A 16,407-nucleotide genomic window follows, 5' to 3' on the forward strand; every position below is an offset into this window, starting at 1 on the left:
GACGATCGCCGGGGCGCTTCGCTACTTTCCGGGGTGCAAGACCACCTTGGTCCAGCCGTGTTCGCGCACGTCGAAGTGTTGATAGGCGTCAGGCGCGTCGCTGAGTTTCAACTCATGCGAAACGATGAACGATGGTTCCGCGCGGCCGGCGTCGATGAGATCGCGCAACTGCCGGTTGTACGCCTTGACGTTGCATTGCCCCGTGGCGATGTGCTGGCCTTTGAACCAGCACTTGCCCCAATCAAAAGCAATCTGTCCCTTCTTCGCCAGTTCGTCCTGCGCGCCCGGGTCCTCCGGAATGAACACGCCGACCACGCCGATCCCGCCCGTGAACTTGACCGACGACACCAGATTGTTCATCGTCAGATTGGGGTTCTCATGGCGATGCGGCGCCGGATCATGGCATTGATAACCGACGCATTCGCAACCCACGTCCGCGCCAATCCCGTGCGTCAGGTCCATGACCCGTTGCACCGGGTCTTCTTTCGAATAATCGATCGCAATGGCGCCGATCGACTGTGCAAGCTTTAGCCGGTCGGGATGGCAGTCCACCACCATGACACTGCGCGCTCCCTTGACCATGGCCGAGTGCGCGGCCATCAGACCCACCGGTCCCGAGCCATAGATCACCACCGCATCGCCCGGCCGCATGCCGGCCAGTTCGGTGGCGTGCCAACCGGTGGGGAAGATGTCGGCGCACATCACGTAGTCGGTCTGCTTCTCCGCTGCGTCAGGCGGCAGCTTCAAAGACATGAAGTCCGCCCAGGGTACCCGGAGATATTCGGCCTGTCCGCCCGGCCATGGGCCCATGTCCGCAAAGCCGAAGGCACCGCCCGCGATTCCCGGCTGGTTCGCGCTCAGGCAAAACGCCGTGAGGCCGCGCTCGCAGTTGACGCAGTGGCCGCAGCTTACGTTGAACGGCAGGCACATCCAGTCTCCGGGTTTGATGCGCTCCACCGCCGGTCCTACTTCCTGAACCACACCCAGATTTTCGTGACCGAAGATGCGGCCTTGCTCGAAGTCCGTTCGACCCTCATACATGTGCAGGTCGGACCCGCAGATGTTGGTACTGGTGATTCTGACGATGGCGTCGCTCGGGCGCTCGATCCTGGGATCGGGTACATCTTCTATGGCGACTTGCCTTGGACCACGATATACAACGGCTTTCATATCCTTTCTCCTAAGGTGGCGACTGAAGCCTGAGCTGCAGAAACAGCGTGGCGGCTCACGGCGTCGACAAACCCGCAGGCGTGCCTGTGGGACGGGGGTCTCTGGATGGCGATGCATGTCCCGGTCGTGAGGCCTGTTGCTTGTGTGTCCAGACCGGCACCTTGCAACAACGTTGGCCATGAGTGGTTATAACTTGATGTAGATAGATATCCTAAATAACGGTTTTGTATCTTGCACTTATCGATGACGGTGCGCGCCACATGCGGAGCTATCCGCGTGCCCGCCGTCTGCGTGGTGAAGATTACAAGACCAGGATTGAGTTTTCGATCAGCCGCGCTGAAACCGGTCGTCGAAACCTTGACCGGCGAATTGACGCGACCACGATGACATCAAGACTAGGTACTTGCCGCTTGCACTTCTTCCTTATTCCTGCAGGACGTGTCGGATCTCTGCGCTTCGAAGGACGGTTCGCGGCTCCGCTCAGAACTTCCCGAAACGTCACTAAGCCACCGACGTTTCGGTCGGCAAGCCGGAGTGCGCGAGACGTCACGCCGGTATATCGATGAAACACGTCGGTGAGATGCTGCTGCGCCCACCTCGCCCAGGAAATCGTCTGCTCGCGCAACATCGTCCTGGCAGACTTCACTCGTTCGAGTGCCACGTACAGATGGGGCGCGTTACCTGTCGCTGCTTTGAAAACGCGCGCAAAGTTCGAGGCACTCATGTGGACGAGCACTGCGAGTTGCTCGACCAAAAGCGTGATGCGATGAGAGTCGTCGGTTCGATCCGACCCACTTGCTCGCTGGCGTCATTTCCGTTCATTTGAGGTTATGGGTCGAGCGCAAGCGGCAACTCAATGAGTCGGGTCGAACAGGAGGCGTGCCATGTCAGATCAAACTGGAGAGTTGAGCAAGGACTTTCTCGAGCAGCAGCGCAAACGTCTTGAGGATTTGCGGCGCACCTTGCTTGTCGAGGAGAAGAATGCGATAGAACAAGAACGTATGGATCAGCAGCAGCACGGCAACGAAGCGGAAGAGTTCGAGGACGCGGCTCAGGCAATGGCCCAGCAAGAAGTCAACCAAGGGCTGCGTAACACAAACAATCAACGAATTGGCGACATCGAACGCGCATTGCAGAAACTTGCGGATGGCACGTATGGCTTTTCGGATCTAAGCGGTGAGCCGATACCCGTCGCCAGGCTCGAAGCCATTCCGGAGGCTATCCTCACGGTCGAAGAGCAACAAAGGCGCGACTCGCGCAAGTAGGCGAAGGAAGAATGCGATCGCCAGTTCGCCTTCGCCAAACGCAAGCCGTGGCGGCAAGCGCTGTCAAGCCTCGTGGTTCACGACAGTCGCATCAATGGCCGGTCTTCTCTTCGATTCCCTGAACCTATCGTCAGCGGCGGAGCGAATCACGACCCACGATCGGGGCTGCTGCCCTGCAACGTGGTGGTCAATGTATCGGCGTCCCCACCCGGTCGCATCGCGGATGGCTTCCTGTTCCGTCGACCATTCAGGCTGAGCCGTTTCCGGATGAGTATCGACCACTGTTTGACCGCTTCGGCTAATGTTTAAACGTGCGATCCATCGCCACACGCGTTGCGCTCCGATCGAACCGTAATGAGAAAACCGTCGGGGAAAGTGGCTCTTGAATCCATCGGTCAACTGGTCTGGACCTGCGCGGGGATCGGGTGATTGATTTGATCGATCCCGTACCTGTTTGTTCGCCGATACCTGCTATCGGAAACACGGTATCCGGATGCTGACCTATGCTTATGCATGTTCGTCGATCTGCGGAGGATGCTGTGTCGAACGTAGACCGTGATGCTGATAACACATTCGCAAAACGCATATTCTGGTTCGCAGCGTTGTGGCTGCTCGGAGTGACGGGTACCGCACTGCTCGTCTTGCCGTTTCATCTACTGATTTCCGCGGCAATGCATCATTAACAAGGTGATGTGTCGAAAGCAGTTTGACGGAGCTTTCAGAAATGCAGGAATTCGATTTCTACCTCAACCTCAAGAAGCCGACGCTTGGGCTGTATGTCCGCAACGGAGCCGGACTAACCGATCTTGCGAATCCCCAAGAGTGGCAATTCGCGGGGCATGTATGGGAGAGTGAACTTACGCCTGGCATTCTGGCTGAACTCAATAAAAACGGTCATGCTTTTCAGGAACTCGGCGCGTGAGATTTTAGTGTCTTTCCTCTCGTCACATTACAGAAAGGCCAGCGCTAGCTTGCGATGCGATGCACGAGCGACAAGGATGTGCTTTATCGACGTACTTCTTCCGATCTAAGCAATCGGAAGCGGGCCGGTTGAAGGGCGGGCCGGTCGATCGATCATCGAACCGTTCCGCGTGAGGCAGCAATGGCTGCCAACGGCCTCGTCAAGCCGCGACAGTACGAGCCGGAGTTCAGCTCTCGTCGAGCAGCGCTTCGATTCGACGCGCTGTTTCACCCGCGTCGCGGCCCACCCGACCGAGGATGTCCGGCGTACACTTTTTTAGCAGCGCGACGATCATCCGGACCCGGGACGGAATGGGGCGCTGCGCCTGAAACAGGAGATGCAGATCGAACGGCGGCACATTGAATTCGGGCAAGAGCCGCGTCAGCTTTCGGTCGGCGAGTGCGGCGGCGCACGCGTGCTCTTCGATTACGCCTATGCCGACGCCCGCGAGAATCAATTCGTACATAGGTCGCCAATGGCTTGTCTTGATTGCCGACTGAATGGGCGCACTCTCCACCACGCTGTCGATATGTTTGAGCGGCAATTGGTCCGAGCCAAACATGCATTGCACCCGAATGAACGGATGCCTGTTCAGGTCGTCCGGCTCGCGGATCGGACCGCATCGTTCCAGATATTCGGGTGCTGCCACAAGCACACGATCAATCTTTCCGAGTCTGCAGGCAATGAATGCACCTTCTCCAAGTTGCCCCAGGCGAAACGAGATATCGACGCCTTCCGTCACGAGATCGACCACCCGGTCATTCAGCACGAGATCCAGGTCCAGTTGAGGATAGGTTGCACGGATGAACTTCAACGCCTCCGGCACGACCGTCTCGCCAAAGCAGTGAGGCGCCGCGATGCGTATGCTGCCGCTGAGGTCCCGCTCGTCGTTCGAGATTTCAGCGATGGCCTGTTCGACTGAGCACAGGATCTTCTTGCTGCGCTCATAGAAAGCCAGGCCTTCCGGCGTGCAGTTGAATGCACGTGCGCTGCGCAGCAGCAGGCGGCAGCCGAGATACTTCTCGAGCCGCTCGATGCGTTCACTGACGGCAGGTTGTCCCATATTGAGGTCTCGTGCCGCGCTCGACATGCTGCCGCGCTCAACCACTCTGGCATAAATGCGCATGGTTTCCAGCAGATTCATGGCGCCCACCCGGCCTTCGCCCCCGTCGCGCGTAGTTCGAACGTCGAAGGGTTGCGCCGTTTCAGCCACTCATGGGCGATATGACTCAGCGCGAGTGTTTCTGCATGTGATTGCCGGTAACCGTTGGCTGATTCCTTCGCTGATGTCCCGTTCATGCTGCGCCTCCTGAAGTGACGTACTGGTCAGCATCGCTGTCGAACGCTCAACGATGCGCGATGAGGCAAAGCGTAAGGCCAGTCTGTCTATCGCAGTGGGCACAAATCCGGGGCCGGTGAATCAGTACAGTTTTGCTAGCATCTCGATACCGCCCAAAACCAGGCCAGTGGCCGTTCTTGGGAAGATCGGACTGTGTTGTCCGTCCGACCGGTACAGCGTCAGGAACACGTCTGATGAATATCTACGAAAAGCTCGCAGACGACATCGAGCGGTTGATCCGTCAGGGCGTCTACCGTCACGGGGAGCGCTTGCCATCGGTGCGTCAGACGAGTCAGCAGCACCGGATCAGCATCTCTACCGTCATTCGGGCGTATTTGTTGCTTGAGAGCCGCGGCTTGCTGACGAGCCGGCCGCAGTCGGGCTACTTCGCGAATTTCCGTGAGGGTGACGAAGCACGGCAGGCGCTCGATCTTCGCCCGTCGAGACCGATCCCGATTTCGTCGCCCGTCGACGTCAGCCGCCTCGTGCTCTCCACCCTGCGCTCGATCGGCGTAGACGATGCGCTGCCGCTTGGCTCGCCGTACCCCGACCCCTGTATGTTTCCGTTCGAACGAATCAACCGATACGCGTATGACATCGGAAGGGGCAAGTCCCGCTGGGGCGTAACAGATGCATTGCCGCCGGGCAATCCGAATCTCGTGCGCCAGATCGCACGCCGCTATCTCGAGAACGGCATGGCCGTCGATCCGAACGAGGTCATCATCACGGTTGGCGCGACCGAGGCGATCAACCTCTGCCTTCAGGCTGTTGCGAAGCCCGGCGACGTGATCGCAGTCGAGTCGCCGACGTTTTACGCGATGCTCCACGCGATCGAACGTTTGGGCATGAAGGCGATCGAGGTGTCGACGCACCCCGAATACGGCATCGATATCGACGCGCTGGATGCTATTGCTGACTCTCAGTCTGTCGCTGCGTGCATGGTCATGCCGAACTTTCAGAACCCGCTGGGGTTTCAGATGCCTGACGAACGCAAGCGCAAACTCGTCGAATTCGCAACCAGACGGGACATCCCTGTCATCGAGAACGGCGTCTATAACGAGCTGTACTTTGGCAACTCACATCCGAGCACCTTGAAGTCTTACGACAGGAAGGGCCTGGTACTGCATTGCTCATCGTTTTCGAAAAGCCTCACGGCCGCCTACCGGATTGGCTGGGCGTTGCCGGGACGCTACCGCGATCAGGTCGAAAAGCTCAAGTTCCTGAATACGTTGACGTCCCCGACGATCCCCCAGCAGGCGATCGCCGAATACCTCGAACGCGACGGCTACGAACATCATCTGCGCAGGGTACGAAAGGCGTATGCCCAACAGGCCAGTCTGATGAAAGTAGTTGTGTCGCGTTTCTTTCCGCCGGGCACGCGCATGTCGAATCCCGCAGGCGGATATGTGCTGTGGATCGAACTGCCGCCCAAGGTCGACGCGATGCGACTCTACAATCTCGCGCTCGATGAAGGCATCACCATCGGACCTGGCTATATGTTTTCCGTGTCTGACGCGACGTATAAGAACTTTATCCGCCTCAACTACAGCAGCCCGTGGACGAGCGAAATCGAGCAGGCGGTGATCGCGATCGGCAAGCTGGCGGCCGCTTGCGCGGCCTAACGCGGAGATGGCTTGTGATTTCGTCAGCCGCCCGTACTGCTTTTACGAATGCTTGCCGATCAGCCTGGTGCGGCAATTGATCAGGCTGCATGCCCGGATGGCATCGCGTGCCGTCCAACGCTGTCTGTGGTGCATTGGCCCAGATTCACGTGAACTGATAGGGACGTACCGCGACGACCTCATCCGGCAGTTCGCATCCACACAGTTCGAGAATCGACCGTTCAATGTTGCGCGTCATGAGGTCGAGAGCGAGCGCGTTGGGCGCAACGCTGAACGGATCGGCAACTTCACTGGCGATCGCTTCGAGCGCGATCAGCGTGTACGAAATGAACACGCAAAGCAGTGGCGTGAAGAATTCTGCAGAGTCGACCAGGCCGAACGGCAGCAAAACGCAATATGTGTAGACGGTACGATGCAGCAACACGTTGTAGGCAAACGGAATGGGTGTGGACGCAATGCGCTCGCATCCACCCACGCACTTTTCGAGTTCGTTGACCTGCTCATTCAGCATCCAGAGCTTCGTATCCGAAATAGATCCTCGACTTTGCAGGTCGGCGAGTTGGCGACGGACCTCGTTAAGCAAGGCAACAGGCCGGTAGCAGATCTCCCGCAGCCGACTGGCTCGGTCGGTTCCGAGCAGTCGAGTGAGATCGATGTCGGGATCTGTGCCGCGCAATTGATGCTTGAGTGCGTAGACGAAGGCAATCAGAGTACGCGCGATGGAAAGCCTTGCTTCGCTCCCGGGCGCATAACATTGCAGCTGTGAGGTGAGGTCGCGAGCCGAAATCAGTAAATTGCCCCAGAGCCGTCGTGCCTCGTCGAATCGCTGATAGCTCGCCGTATTGCGGAATGCAAGGAAGATCGCAAGTGTGAGTCCGAACAGTGTGAAAGGCGTTGTATTGAGCGGGATCTTTTCACCAAAGACGCGGCCTTGTGTGACGACGGCCAGACTGCTGACGATCGCCATGAACAACAGCTGGGGAATAATCGATTGCAATACAGAACCGTTCCAGACGAACAACAAGCTGAACCAGTTTTGTCTCGGCCGCAAAATCATGGCGTGCTCTTCTTTTGTATGAATGTGGATCTGCCGCGAACGACGACATGACGTCTGCGGGCAGAAGGCCATGCCCGTTCATGTCCTTGCGAATCGCGATGCAGTCTAGTGATAGCCCGGATCGCCCTCGCGCACTTTGCCCCGAAACACACGATATTGCATCGCGTTGTACACAAGGATAATGGGCAGAATGATGACGGTGCCGACGAGTGTAAACATCTGGCTCGAGCGGCTCGACGATGCCTCCCAGATCGACAGCGAGGGCGGCACGATGTTTGGCCAGATGCTGATCAGCAAGCCGCTGTAACCGAGGAAGCAGATTGCCAGCGTGAGAATGAACGGCATGGCCTCGTACTGCAAGCGGACTGAACGGAAGATTCCCCACACGCACGCGATCACCAGAACCGGAACCGGAAGGAACCAGCCGAGGTTGCCGCTGCCGAACCAGCGATGCGCAACGGCAGGCAGGCCAATGACTGTCCACAGGCTCACGATGGTAATCGCGCCGAGCAGCACGCACACGAGCGGTCTCATCAACAGACGCATATTGCGTTGCAGCTCGCCTTCCGTCTTCAGGATCAGCCATCCGCAGCCGAGCGTCGCATACGTGATGAGCACGCCGATTCCGCAGAACAGGCTGAAAGGCGAGAGCCAGTCGAACGGACCGCCGACGAAACGTCCGTCGGCGATTTTGATCCCTTGCAACAGCGATCCCAATACGATGCCCTGGCAGAGCGCGGCGAGCCCCGAGCCGCAGATGAACGCGAGGTCCCACGCATGCTGCGTTCGGGTCGCTTTTCCACGCAGTTCGAACGCCGCGCCGCGAAAGATCAGACCCACGACCATCAGGATCAACGGCAGATAGTTGGCGGGCAGCAGCGTCGAATAGACAACCGGAAACGCACCGTACAGGCCCGCACCGCCGAGCACGAGAAACGTTTCATTGCCGTCCCAGACGGGGGCGACGGTATTGAGCATCACTTGCCGGTCGTTTTTTGCTTCGAAGAATGGAAACAGAAGGCCGATGCCGAGATCGAAGCCGTCGAGCATCACATAGATGAACACGCCCAGCGCGATGATCGCGGCCCAGATGACAGGAAGGTCGATTTGCATGGCTCATTCTTCTCTCAGCGCTTCGAGAGCGCGGTTGTGCAATACGGGATGCCTGCGTTGATCGCGGCGCTCGGTGTGTTCGTCAGGACCACGCTTCATCAGCATCAGCATGTAATAGATGCCGACGCCGAACACCAGGAAATACACCAGCACGAAGATGAGCAGGGACACGCCCGCCTGCTGCGCATCGACAGGCGACAGAGAATCCGCCGTGCGCAATACGCCGTAGACGGTCCACGGCTGACGGCCGACTTCAGTGGTGATCCAGCCGGCCAGCAGCGCCACGATGCCCGACGGTCCCATGCAGAATACGAAGCGCTGAAACCAGCGCGTCTCGTACAACTGGCCGCGTATTCTCAGCAGCAGACCGACCAGCGCCGTCAGCAGCATCAGCATGCCGAGACCCGCCATCAGCCTGAACGTCCAGAAAATGATGGGTGAGTAAGGCCGATCCTGAGGCGGGAACTCTTTGAGGCCGCGAATTTCGCCATTCCAGCTATGCGTCAGAATCAGGCTGCCCAGGTGCGGGATCTGAATGGCGTATCGCGTTACTTCGGCGTCCATGTCGGGCAGACCGACCAGATTCAGGGGGGTGCCGCCTTTCTCCGTTTCCCATAACCCTTCGATCGCGGCGATTTTCGCGGGCTGGTACTTGCGTGTATTGAGACCATGCGCGTCCCCCACCAGGATCTGGGTCGGTGTCAGCAGGAGCAATATCCACAATGCCATCGAAAAGCTGCGTATGACAGGCTTGTCGCGTCGACCGTGCAGCAAGTGCCACGCGCCGCACGCCGCGACGATGAAACCGGCCACGATGAAGGCGGCAATCGTCATATGCGCGAGGCGATATGGGAATGACGGATTGAAGATCACCTTGAACCAGTCGACGGGGACAATACGGCCGTTTTCGATTGCATATCCTTGCGGCGTTTGCATGAAGCTATTCGACGCGAGAATCCAGAACGTCGAAATCAGCGTGCCGATTGCGACCATCAACGTCGCGAAGAAATGCGCGCGCGGACTCACGCGATGCCAGCCGAACAGCATCACGCCAAGGAAGCCTGCTTCCAGAAAAAACGCCGTCAATACCTCATAGGTGAGAAGCGGCCCGGTGATATTCCCGGCGATGCTGGAAAAGCCGCTCCAGTTGGTGCCGAACTCATAGGCCATGACCACGCCCGAAACGACGCCCATGCCGAATCCGACCGCGAAGATCTTCGACCAGAACAGGAACATGTCCTTGTATGCCGTATCGCCCGTCAGCAGCCAGCGCCATTCGAGTACGGCAAGAAAGCTGGCCATGCCGATGCTGATTGCGGGAAAGACGATATGAAACGATACCGTGAACGCAAACTGCATCCTGGCGAGATGAAAGGCGTCGAAGATTTCCATGATCGGTCAATAGCTCCCGTTAATGACGACATCCGCCGACAGACTCGCGCTGATCGAATGCGGCACGGCCTGCCGTGTGCCAGCAAGCCCCGTGCGCGCAGACCGCCGGCAGCATCAGGGCGCAGCCGCGCGCGTGACCTTGACGGGCACGGATTTATACGAAGGCGTGCCGCTCTCCTTGTCGATGTAGTCGAGCGGGACCAGAACGTTGGCTTCCGGGTAGTACGCGGCCACCGAGCCCTTTGCAATGGCATACACGATCGCAGTGAGGTTCTTCATGCGCAACTGTCTGCCGGAGACGATCGTTTCGATGTCCACCAGGTCGCCATGTTCCAGCCCGTGTTCCTCGAGGTCGGCTTCGTTCATGAACAGCACGTCACGCCGGCCGAATACGCCGCGATAGCGGTCGTCCATCGCGTAGATGGTGGTGTTGTACTGGTCGTGGCTGCGTATCGTGATGAGGCGCAGTACATGCTCTGCGCCGAGCACGTCCGCGTCTTCCTTGACGCCGTCATAGACGGAGAAGATCGCCTTTCCGGACGGCGTGGGCCACTGCCGCTCGGTTGGCGGAAGCGGGAGGCGAAATCCGCCGGGATGCCGGATGCGTTCGTTGAACGCTTCGAAGCCTGGGACGGTCCGCTCGATCAGGTCACGGATCTTGTCGTAATCGGCAATGAGTTCCGTCCACGCTACCTTGCTGTTGGGTAGCGTCGCGCGAGCCATACCGGCGACGATGGCGGGCTCCGAGCGCAGATGTTCCGACGCCGGGGTGAGCTTGCCAGCCGATGCGTGAACCATGGACATCGAGTCTTCCACCGTCACCGACTGCTGGCCTCCCGTCTGCATGTCGAGTTCGGTACGGCCGAGGCAAGGGAACAGGTAGGTTTGCTTCGACACCAGCAAATGCGAGCGATTGAGCTTTGTGCCGATATGAACGGCCAGGTCGAGCCCCGCCATCGCGGGGAAGGACAGTTCCGGATCTGGCAACGCGACTGCGAAGTTTCCGCCCAGACACAGCAGCGCCTTCGCCTTGCCGTCGATCATCGCCTGCATTGCCTGGACGGCATCATGCCCGTGTTCCGAAGGGGGCGTGAAGCCGCACGTCTGTTCAATCAGCTTGAGAAACTCGCTGGATGGCTTTTCAGTGATGCCGACGGTACGGTTTCCCTGCACGTTCGAATGCCCGCGAAGCGGACAGATGCCCGCCCCGGGCTTGCCGAAGTTGCCGCGCAGCAATAACAGGTCGGCAATCAGACGGACATTGGCGGTGCCCTTGTTGTGCTGTGTGATGCCCATCCCGTACGTCACGATGGTCGCATTGGACTTCGCGTAGGCGAGGGCAACCTCCTCGAGGTCCGGGCGTGTGAGGCCGCTCGCCTTTTCGATGTCGTCCCACGACGTCGCTTCCAGATCGGCGGCGAACGCGTCGAAACCTTCGGTGTGCGCGGCGATGAATTCACGGTCGAGCACATTGCCTTGCTCCGCTTCCATCTGAAGCAATGCTTTCATGACGCCCTTGAGCGCAGCCGCGTCACCGCCCGCGTCGACCTGAAAGTAGGTCGACGCAATACGGGTCGACGCATAAGTCGCCATTTCGATGAAGTTCTGCGGGTCGGCGAACCGTTCGAGTGCGCGCTCACGTAGCGGATTGAAGACGATGATCGGCACATTGCGCCGCGACGCTTCATGCAGCGTGCCCATCATGCGCGGGTGATTCGTGCCGGGATTGTGGCCGATCGAGATGATGAGTTCGGCCGAGTCGAAATCTTCCAGCGAAACGGTGCCCTTGCCGATACCGATTGATCGAGGCAAGCCGACGCTGGTCGGCTCATGACACATGTTCGAGCAATCAGGGAAATTGTTTGTGCCGTACTCGCGCGCGAATAGCTGGTACAGGTATGCAGCTTCATTCGACGCGCGGCCCGAGGTGTAGAACTCGACCTGGTCCGGCGAAAGGGCGCGCAGGATTTCACCGATGCGCGCAAAAGCGTCTTCCCATTCGACCGCACGATAGGTGTCCGTTGCCCGATCGTAGACGAGTGGATGGGTGAGGCGGCCCATGTCTTCCAGCTCGTAGTCCGACTTTTGCAGCAGAGACGTGACGGTGTTGCTGGCGAAGAATTCGGGAGGAACCCGCTTGCTCGTCGCTTCCCAGGTGACAGCCTTCGCGCCGTTCTCGCAGAACTGGAATGTGGAGCGATGTTCCTTGTCGGGCCACGCACAGCCGGGACAGTCGAAGCCATCCGGCTGGTTGGTGCGCATCAGCGTAATCGGCGCGGTGATGCTCTCCATCTGCTGGCGGACGGCCTGAGCTGTCGCGCGGAGCGCGCCCCATCCGCCAGCGGGGCCGTCATAAGGCCGAATGCCTGGCACTTCGCGTCGTGTCGTCATCTCGCACTCCGTGAGTATCTCTGGATGAAAAATGTACAAATAAAACCAGTAAGCGGTGAGTCAGTTTCTTCCTGTGATACGGATGTCTAACTTAATGCGATGTCAACGAGTCGTGCGCTCTTGTCAGGAGCGCACAACCGATGCCTCTCGTATATAACGGGTGGGAAAAACGGGTAAGGGCGGCGTTTGGTGAAATGAGTCCGACGCCAGGTACATCATCTGAGAGGAAAGTGCATGTGATTCACCTGCTTTCCTTACCGGACCCGGTCGCTCCACGCTTCTTGCGTCCCTTGCCGGATGCGGAATCTGCGGGCGGTATCTCCGCGTCGCCATCGGGCTGCGCATCGTGCCCGTTGCCTGCTTTCGGCTTGTCCTTTGCCGGTTTCGATGCCGATGCGACCTTGTTGAATTTGACCTCACCGCTGTTCTTGTCATAAGTGACGTCGGCCGTGTCACCGGATCTGAGTGCATCGCCGAGCATTTCCTTCGCGAGCTTTCTTTCTATTTCCTGTCGAATCTGCCGTTTCAGTTCGCGAGCGCCGAACTCAGGCTGGTAACCCGCTTCGACCAGATGCTCGATGACTGAATCGTCGAGCCTGAGCGTGATGCCTTGCGCTGCAGCAGTGCGTATGACGCGGTCGATCTGGATCTGAACGATCGAGCGGATGTTCTCGCGCGACAGCGAGTGAAAGACGATGATTTCGTCGAGACGATTCAGGAATTCGGGGCGGAAGTGGCCCTTTAGCACCGTCATCAATTCGTCGCGCAAGGCCTTTTCGGTCATGCGAGCGGCTTCGGGCCGCTCCAGGTTTTCCATGATGATCGACGCACCCAGGTTACTGGTCGCGATGATGATCGTATTGCTGAAGTCCACGACACGGCCTTTTCCATCCGTCAGGCGTCCGTCGTCAAAGACCTGCAGCAACACGTTGTTCACGTCCGGATGCGCTTTCTCGATTTCATCGAGCAGGATCACACTGTACGGGCGACGCCGCACGCGCTCGGTGAGCTGACCGCCTTCGTCGTAGCCGACATAGCCGGGCGGCGCGCCGATGAGCCGTGCCACTGCATGACGCTCCATGTATTCGGACATGTCGATGCGGATCACCGCCTGTTCATCGCCAAATACGGTTTCGGCCAGCGCTTTCGCCAGTTCCGTCTTCCCGACGCCCGTCGGTCCGAGAAACAGAAAGGTCGCGATTGGCTTGTGCGTCTGACCGAGCCCCGCGCGCGACATGCGCACCGCATCGCTTACTGCGATGACGGCATCGTCTTGTCCCACGACTCTTTCACGCAGCGTCTCTTCCATCTTGAGCAGCTTCTGGCGCTCTTCCTGCGTCAGATCGGACACAGGAATGCCCGTGAGGCGCGAGACGACCTCCGCGATCGCTTCGACGGTCACCTCCAGCGTCTCGGAACCGGTTTTGCGTTGCCACGCCTCGGTCTGCTCATCGAGCGCCTTCTGTTTGTCGTTGATGCGATCCTCGAAGCCTTTCGCCTCGTCGAAGCGCTTGCGCGACGACGCGTAATCCTGCTCGCGCTTGAGTTGCGCAATCTCGGCTTCGAGTTCCTGAATGCCGGCAGGCCGCGAAGTCGCGCCGATGCGCACGCGTGCGGCGGCCTGGTCGATCAGATCGATGGCCTTGTCGGGAAGGAAGCGTGACGTGATGTAGCGATCGGACAATTCGGCAGCGGCGACGAATGCATCATCGGCAAACGTTACCTGATGGTGCGCTTCGAGCTTGTCGCGCAGCCCGCGCAGGATGACGATGGTCTGCTCGACAGTCGGCTCCGGTACCAGTACGGGCTGGAAACGCCGTTCGAGCGCGGCGTCCTTTTCGATGTGCTTCTGGTATTCGTTCAGCGTCGTTGCGCCGATCAGGCTCAGTTCTCCCCGTGCGAGCGCGGGCTTGAGCACGTTTGCGATGTCGAGTCCGCCTTCGCCGCCGCCCTGGCCCGCACCGACGATCGTATGCAGCTCGTCGATGAACAGGATCAGTTCGTCCTGTTTCGCAGTGACCTCATCGATCATCTGCTTTGCGCGCTCCTCGAATTCACCGCGATATTTGGCGCCTGCCACCATCGAATTGATGTTCACTTCAACCAGCCGCTTGCCGCGAAGCACCTCGGGCACATCGCCATTTACGATTCGCTGTGCAAGGCCCTCGACGATCGCCGTCTTGCCGACGCCCGGCTCGCCGATCAGCACGGGGTTGTTCTTCTTCCGGCGTGCGAGCACCTCGATGGTGCTTTCGATTTCCTGTGCGCGTCCCAGCACTGGGTCGAGCTTGCCCTGGCGTGCCATTGCCGTCAGGTCGCGTCCGAACTTGTCCAGATTCGGCGTGCCCGTCGGCATATCGACACGGCCGTCCTCAGCACCCTTGCCGACGACCTTCACGACTTTCTGCCGCAATGCCTCAGGCGTGACGCCATACTTCTTGAGCAAGGTGCCTGCAATGCTGTCGGGCACGGCCGCGAGACCGATCAGCAGATGTTCGGGGCCGACGTACGAATGCCCGAGATCGCGCGACGCCTGAAACGCGTGTTGAAATGCCTTCTTCAGGCGTGGGGAAATCGTCATCCTGTCGAGCGGCGTGTCGGGTTCGGCCGTTCCCGTCTGCGCGTGCTCGTCGATGTATCCCTTGATGTCTTGCGGCGACAACTTCAGTTCTTTCAACAGCGCGGCGACGACGTCGGTATCAGCGAGCACGTAGAGCAGATGCTCGGTATCGAGTTCTTTCCGGCGCAGTTCGTGCGCTTTTTCGGCGGCTCGTTGTAGCAGCTCCAACGTCTGTTCACTGAAGGCGTCGGTTGCATCGACCGATTCGCGTGGGACTTCGGCGGCAAGGCCCGTTTCGTCGCCGTCACCATCATCAAAGCCGCCGAAGAAGCGCGACAGGCCCGAGCCCCCGCCCAGCAACGAGTCGAATGGGTTCACCATGCTCTGATGGCGCATCAATTGACGGTAGTCGTAGTCGCATATCGACATCGTCTTGCGTTCGCCGTTTTGCACGACACTTACACGGGCCACGGCGGGTCGGGTATGGCAGATATCGCAAAGCAAGGGCATGGTGAGCGTGCCTCCGTCTATGGAGCGTTCGAATCCGGACACTGATCGCACAGATATTGCAGGTCGATCCTCGCGAATGGGTGCGCCGGCGAATACTCATACGTCCGGACTCACGCTACGAGGCGAGGACGACACTGCGAGTCCGGGTCTGTACTGTGTATATAGTCGATCGGTACGTAGTCTCCAAGACGAAACGCGAGCATTGCGGTCTCGCGCATGTAAAGCGCAGACGCGCTCGTTGCTGCGAAGGCAGCTTGTGAGCGGGCGGCTTCTTCCCGGTCGGCGCGCAACCGCGAAGAAGGCCACGGTGAAGAGATTCTAGGGACGGGGCAGGCGTGTGTGAATATCGGAAGTACCGATGATAGGTATCGGCATGCGCTGCCGCCCTCGACGCAATTTTTCGTGTTTGTTTCAGCCGCAAGGGCTGTCGCTCGATTTGCGGGAGATCGACGACCTCGTCAACGCGGGAGAAAATGGAGCGCGGCTAACGAATAAAGAAGCACAAGCGCTTGACGAAGATGGACGAGACGCGTCAACACCAGGTCATCACCTCCTCTCAGCGCCCCTGCCGGCTGCTAACTGCAACCGATCTGCGCGACAGCGGCCCGTAAGGCCAGCAGATAGCTCTCTACACCAAAGCCGCAAATCTGGCCAACGACGACCTCCGAGAAAACGGAGTGGTGCCGAAACGCCTCCCGCGCGTGAACATTGGACATGTGCAGCTCCACGACCGGGCAGGTGAGAATTGCCAGCGCATCGCGTATGCCGTAGCTGTAGTGTGTCCAGGCTCCGGCGTTGATAAGCACGGCATCGCAATGCTCTTCGAAGGCCTGGTGAATGCGCTCGCACATCGCTCCTTCGCTGTTCGTCTGAAACGATTCCACCTGCACGCCAAGCTCGGCAGCCAGAGCCTGCAAGCGGTTGTCTATTTCGGACAGCGTGATCGTCCCGTACTGCACCGGGTCGCGCTTGCCGAACATGTTGTGATTGATGCCGTGAAGCATGAGGACTTTCTTCATTTGTCACT

12 protein-coding genes are annotated in these 16,407 nt (G+C 59.0%); 3 read left to right on the forward strand and 9 right to left on the reverse strand.

Translation table 11 applies throughout. The annotated features are described in order from the left end of the window. Positions 1 to 21: 21 nt before the first annotated feature. The gene (locus H3V53_RS16150; protein WP_336598785.1) at positions 22 to 1,170 is read right to left on the reverse strand and encodes a glutathione-independent formaldehyde dehydrogenase; all 1,149 of its coding nucleotides are present in this window, start codon (positions 1,168 to 1,170) and stop codon (positions 22 to 24) included. 884 nt (positions 1,171 to 2,054) lie between these two features. Here H3V53_RS16150 and H3V53_RS16155 point away from each other — a divergent pair. Further along, a complete protein-coding gene (locus H3V53_RS16155) occupies positions 2,055 to 2,435 on the forward strand; it encodes a TraR/DksA family transcriptional regulator (protein WP_336598786.1) in 381 nt (126 codons plus the stop codon). Positions 2,436 to 2,498: 63 nt separating this feature from the next. Here the strand turns inward: H3V53_RS16155 and H3V53_RS43645 are convergent, their stop codons facing one another. Next, complete coding sequence (locus tag H3V53_RS43645) at positions 2,499 to 2,765, reverse strand: DUF6566 family protein (protein WP_419539507.1); 267 nt, start codon at positions 2,763 to 2,765, stop codon at positions 2,499 to 2,501. Positions 2,766 to 3,159: 394 nt separating this feature from the next. Here H3V53_RS43645 and H3V53_RS16160 point away from each other — a divergent pair, with 394 nt between their 5' ends. After that, a complete protein-coding gene (locus H3V53_RS16160; protein ID WP_336598787.1) occupies positions 3,160 to 3,357 on the forward strand; it encodes a hypothetical protein in 198 nt (65 codons plus the stop codon). Between the two features lie 226 nt (positions 3,358 to 3,583). Here H3V53_RS16160 and H3V53_RS16165 read toward each other — a convergent pair whose 3' ends face one another. After that, positions 3,584 to 4,540, reverse strand: a complete 957-nt coding sequence (locus H3V53_RS16165) for a LysR family transcriptional regulator (RefSeq protein ID WP_336598788.1) — start codon at positions 4,538 to 4,540, stop codon at positions 3,584 to 3,586. 389 nt (positions 4,541 to 4,929) lie between these two features. Between H3V53_RS16165 and H3V53_RS16170 the strand changes: the two genes are divergently transcribed. Next, the gene (locus H3V53_RS16170; protein ID WP_336598789.1) at positions 4,930 to 6,357 is read left to right on the forward strand and encodes an aminotransferase-like domain-containing protein; all 1,428 of its coding nucleotides are present in this window, start codon (positions 4,930 to 4,932) and stop codon (positions 6,355 to 6,357) included. 145 nt (positions 6,358 to 6,502) lie between these two features. On the opposite strand, the gene H3V53_RS16175 is transcribed toward H3V53_RS16170, so the two are convergent. From H3V53_RS16175 to aroQ, 6 genes are all read right to left on the reverse strand, one after another. Then, positions 6,503 to 7,414 carry a bestrophin family protein gene (locus H3V53_RS16175; RefSeq protein WP_336598826.1) on the reverse strand — a complete coding sequence of 304 codons (912 nt, stop codon included), beginning with the start codon at positions 7,412 to 7,414 and terminating at the stop codon, positions 6,503 to 6,505. Between the two features lie 105 nt (positions 7,415 to 7,519). Then, a complete protein-coding gene (gene cydB / locus H3V53_RS16180) occupies positions 7,520 to 8,527 on the reverse strand; it encodes a cytochrome d ubiquinol oxidase subunit II (protein ID WP_336598790.1) in 1,008 nt (335 codons plus the stop codon). A gap of 3 nt (positions 8,528 to 8,530) precedes the next feature. Then, the gene (locus H3V53_RS16185) at positions 8,531 to 9,919 is read right to left on the reverse strand and encodes a cytochrome ubiquinol oxidase subunit I (RefSeq protein ID WP_336598791.1); all 1,389 of its coding nucleotides are present in this window, start codon (positions 9,917 to 9,919) and stop codon (positions 8,531 to 8,533) included. A 114-nt stretch (positions 9,920 to 10,033) separates the two neighbouring features. Further along, positions 10,034 to 12,310, reverse strand: a complete 2,277-nt coding sequence (locus tag H3V53_RS16190; RefSeq protein ID WP_336598792.1) for an FdhF/YdeP family oxidoreductase — start codon at positions 12,308 to 12,310, stop codon at positions 10,034 to 10,036. 241 nt (positions 12,311 to 12,551) lie between these two features. After that, the gene (locus tag H3V53_RS16195; protein ID WP_336598793.1) at positions 12,552 to 15,380 is read right to left on the reverse strand and encodes an ATP-dependent Clp protease ATP-binding subunit; all 2,829 of its coding nucleotides are present in this window, start codon (positions 15,378 to 15,380) and stop codon (positions 12,552 to 12,554) included. Between the two features lie 575 nt (positions 15,381 to 15,955). Further along, the gene (gene aroQ, locus H3V53_RS16200) at positions 15,956 to 16,399 is read right to left on the reverse strand and encodes a type II 3-dehydroquinate dehydratase (RefSeq protein WP_336598794.1); all 444 of its coding nucleotides are present in this window, start codon (positions 16,397 to 16,399) and stop codon (positions 15,956 to 15,958) included. Between the last annotated feature and the right edge of the window lie 8 nt (positions 16,400 to 16,407).

This window comes from Paraburkholderia bengalensis, from assembly GCF_037126505.1.
Taxonomy (GTDB): Bacteria; Pseudomonadota; Gammaproteobacteria; order Burkholderiales; family Burkholderiaceae; genus Paraburkholderia; species Paraburkholderia bengalensis.

Excerpts from the sequence above, each read along its gene's own strand:
- H3V53_RS16150 (WP_336598785.1), bottom strand. The coding sequence starts at position 1,170 with ATGAAAGCCGTTGTATATCGTGGTCCAAGGCAAGTCGCCATAGAAGAT.
- H3V53_RS16155 (WP_336598786.1), top strand. The coding sequence starts at position 2,055 with ATGTCAGATCAAACTGGAGAGTTGAGCAAGGACTTTCTCGAGCAGCAG.
- H3V53_RS16160 (WP_336598787.1), top strand. The coding sequence starts at position 3,160 with ATGCAGGAATTCGATTTCTACCTCAACCTCAAGAAGCCGACGCTTGGG.
- H3V53_RS16165 (WP_336598788.1), bottom strand. The coding sequence starts at position 4,540 with ATGAATCTGCTGGAAACCATGCGCATTTATGCCAGAGTGGTTGAGCGC.
- H3V53_RS16170 (WP_336598789.1), top strand. The coding sequence starts at position 4,930 with ATGAATATCTACGAAAAGCTCGCAGACGACATCGAGCGGTTGATCCGT.
- H3V53_RS16175 (WP_336598826.1), bottom strand. The coding sequence starts at position 7,414 with ATGATTTTGCGGCCGAGACAAAACTGGTTCAGCTTGTTGTTCGTCTGG.
- cydB (WP_336598790.1), bottom strand. The coding sequence starts at position 8,527 with ATGCAAATCGACCTTCCTGTCATCTGGGCCGCGATCATCGCGCTGGGC.
- H3V53_RS16185 (WP_336598791.1), bottom strand. The coding sequence starts at position 9,919 with ATGGAAATCTTCGACGCCTTTCATCTCGCCAGGATGCAGTTTGCGTTC.
- H3V53_RS16190 (WP_336598792.1), bottom strand. The coding sequence starts at position 12,310 with ATGACGACACGACGCGAAGTGCCAGGCATTCGGCCTTATGACGGCCCC.
- H3V53_RS16195 (WP_336598793.1), bottom strand. The coding sequence starts at position 15,380 with ATGCCCTTGCTTTGCGATATCTGCCATACCCGACCCGCCGTGGCCCGT.
- aroQ (WP_336598794.1), bottom strand. The coding sequence starts at position 16,399 with ATGAAGAAAGTCCTCATGCTTCACGGCATCAATCACAACATGTTCGGC.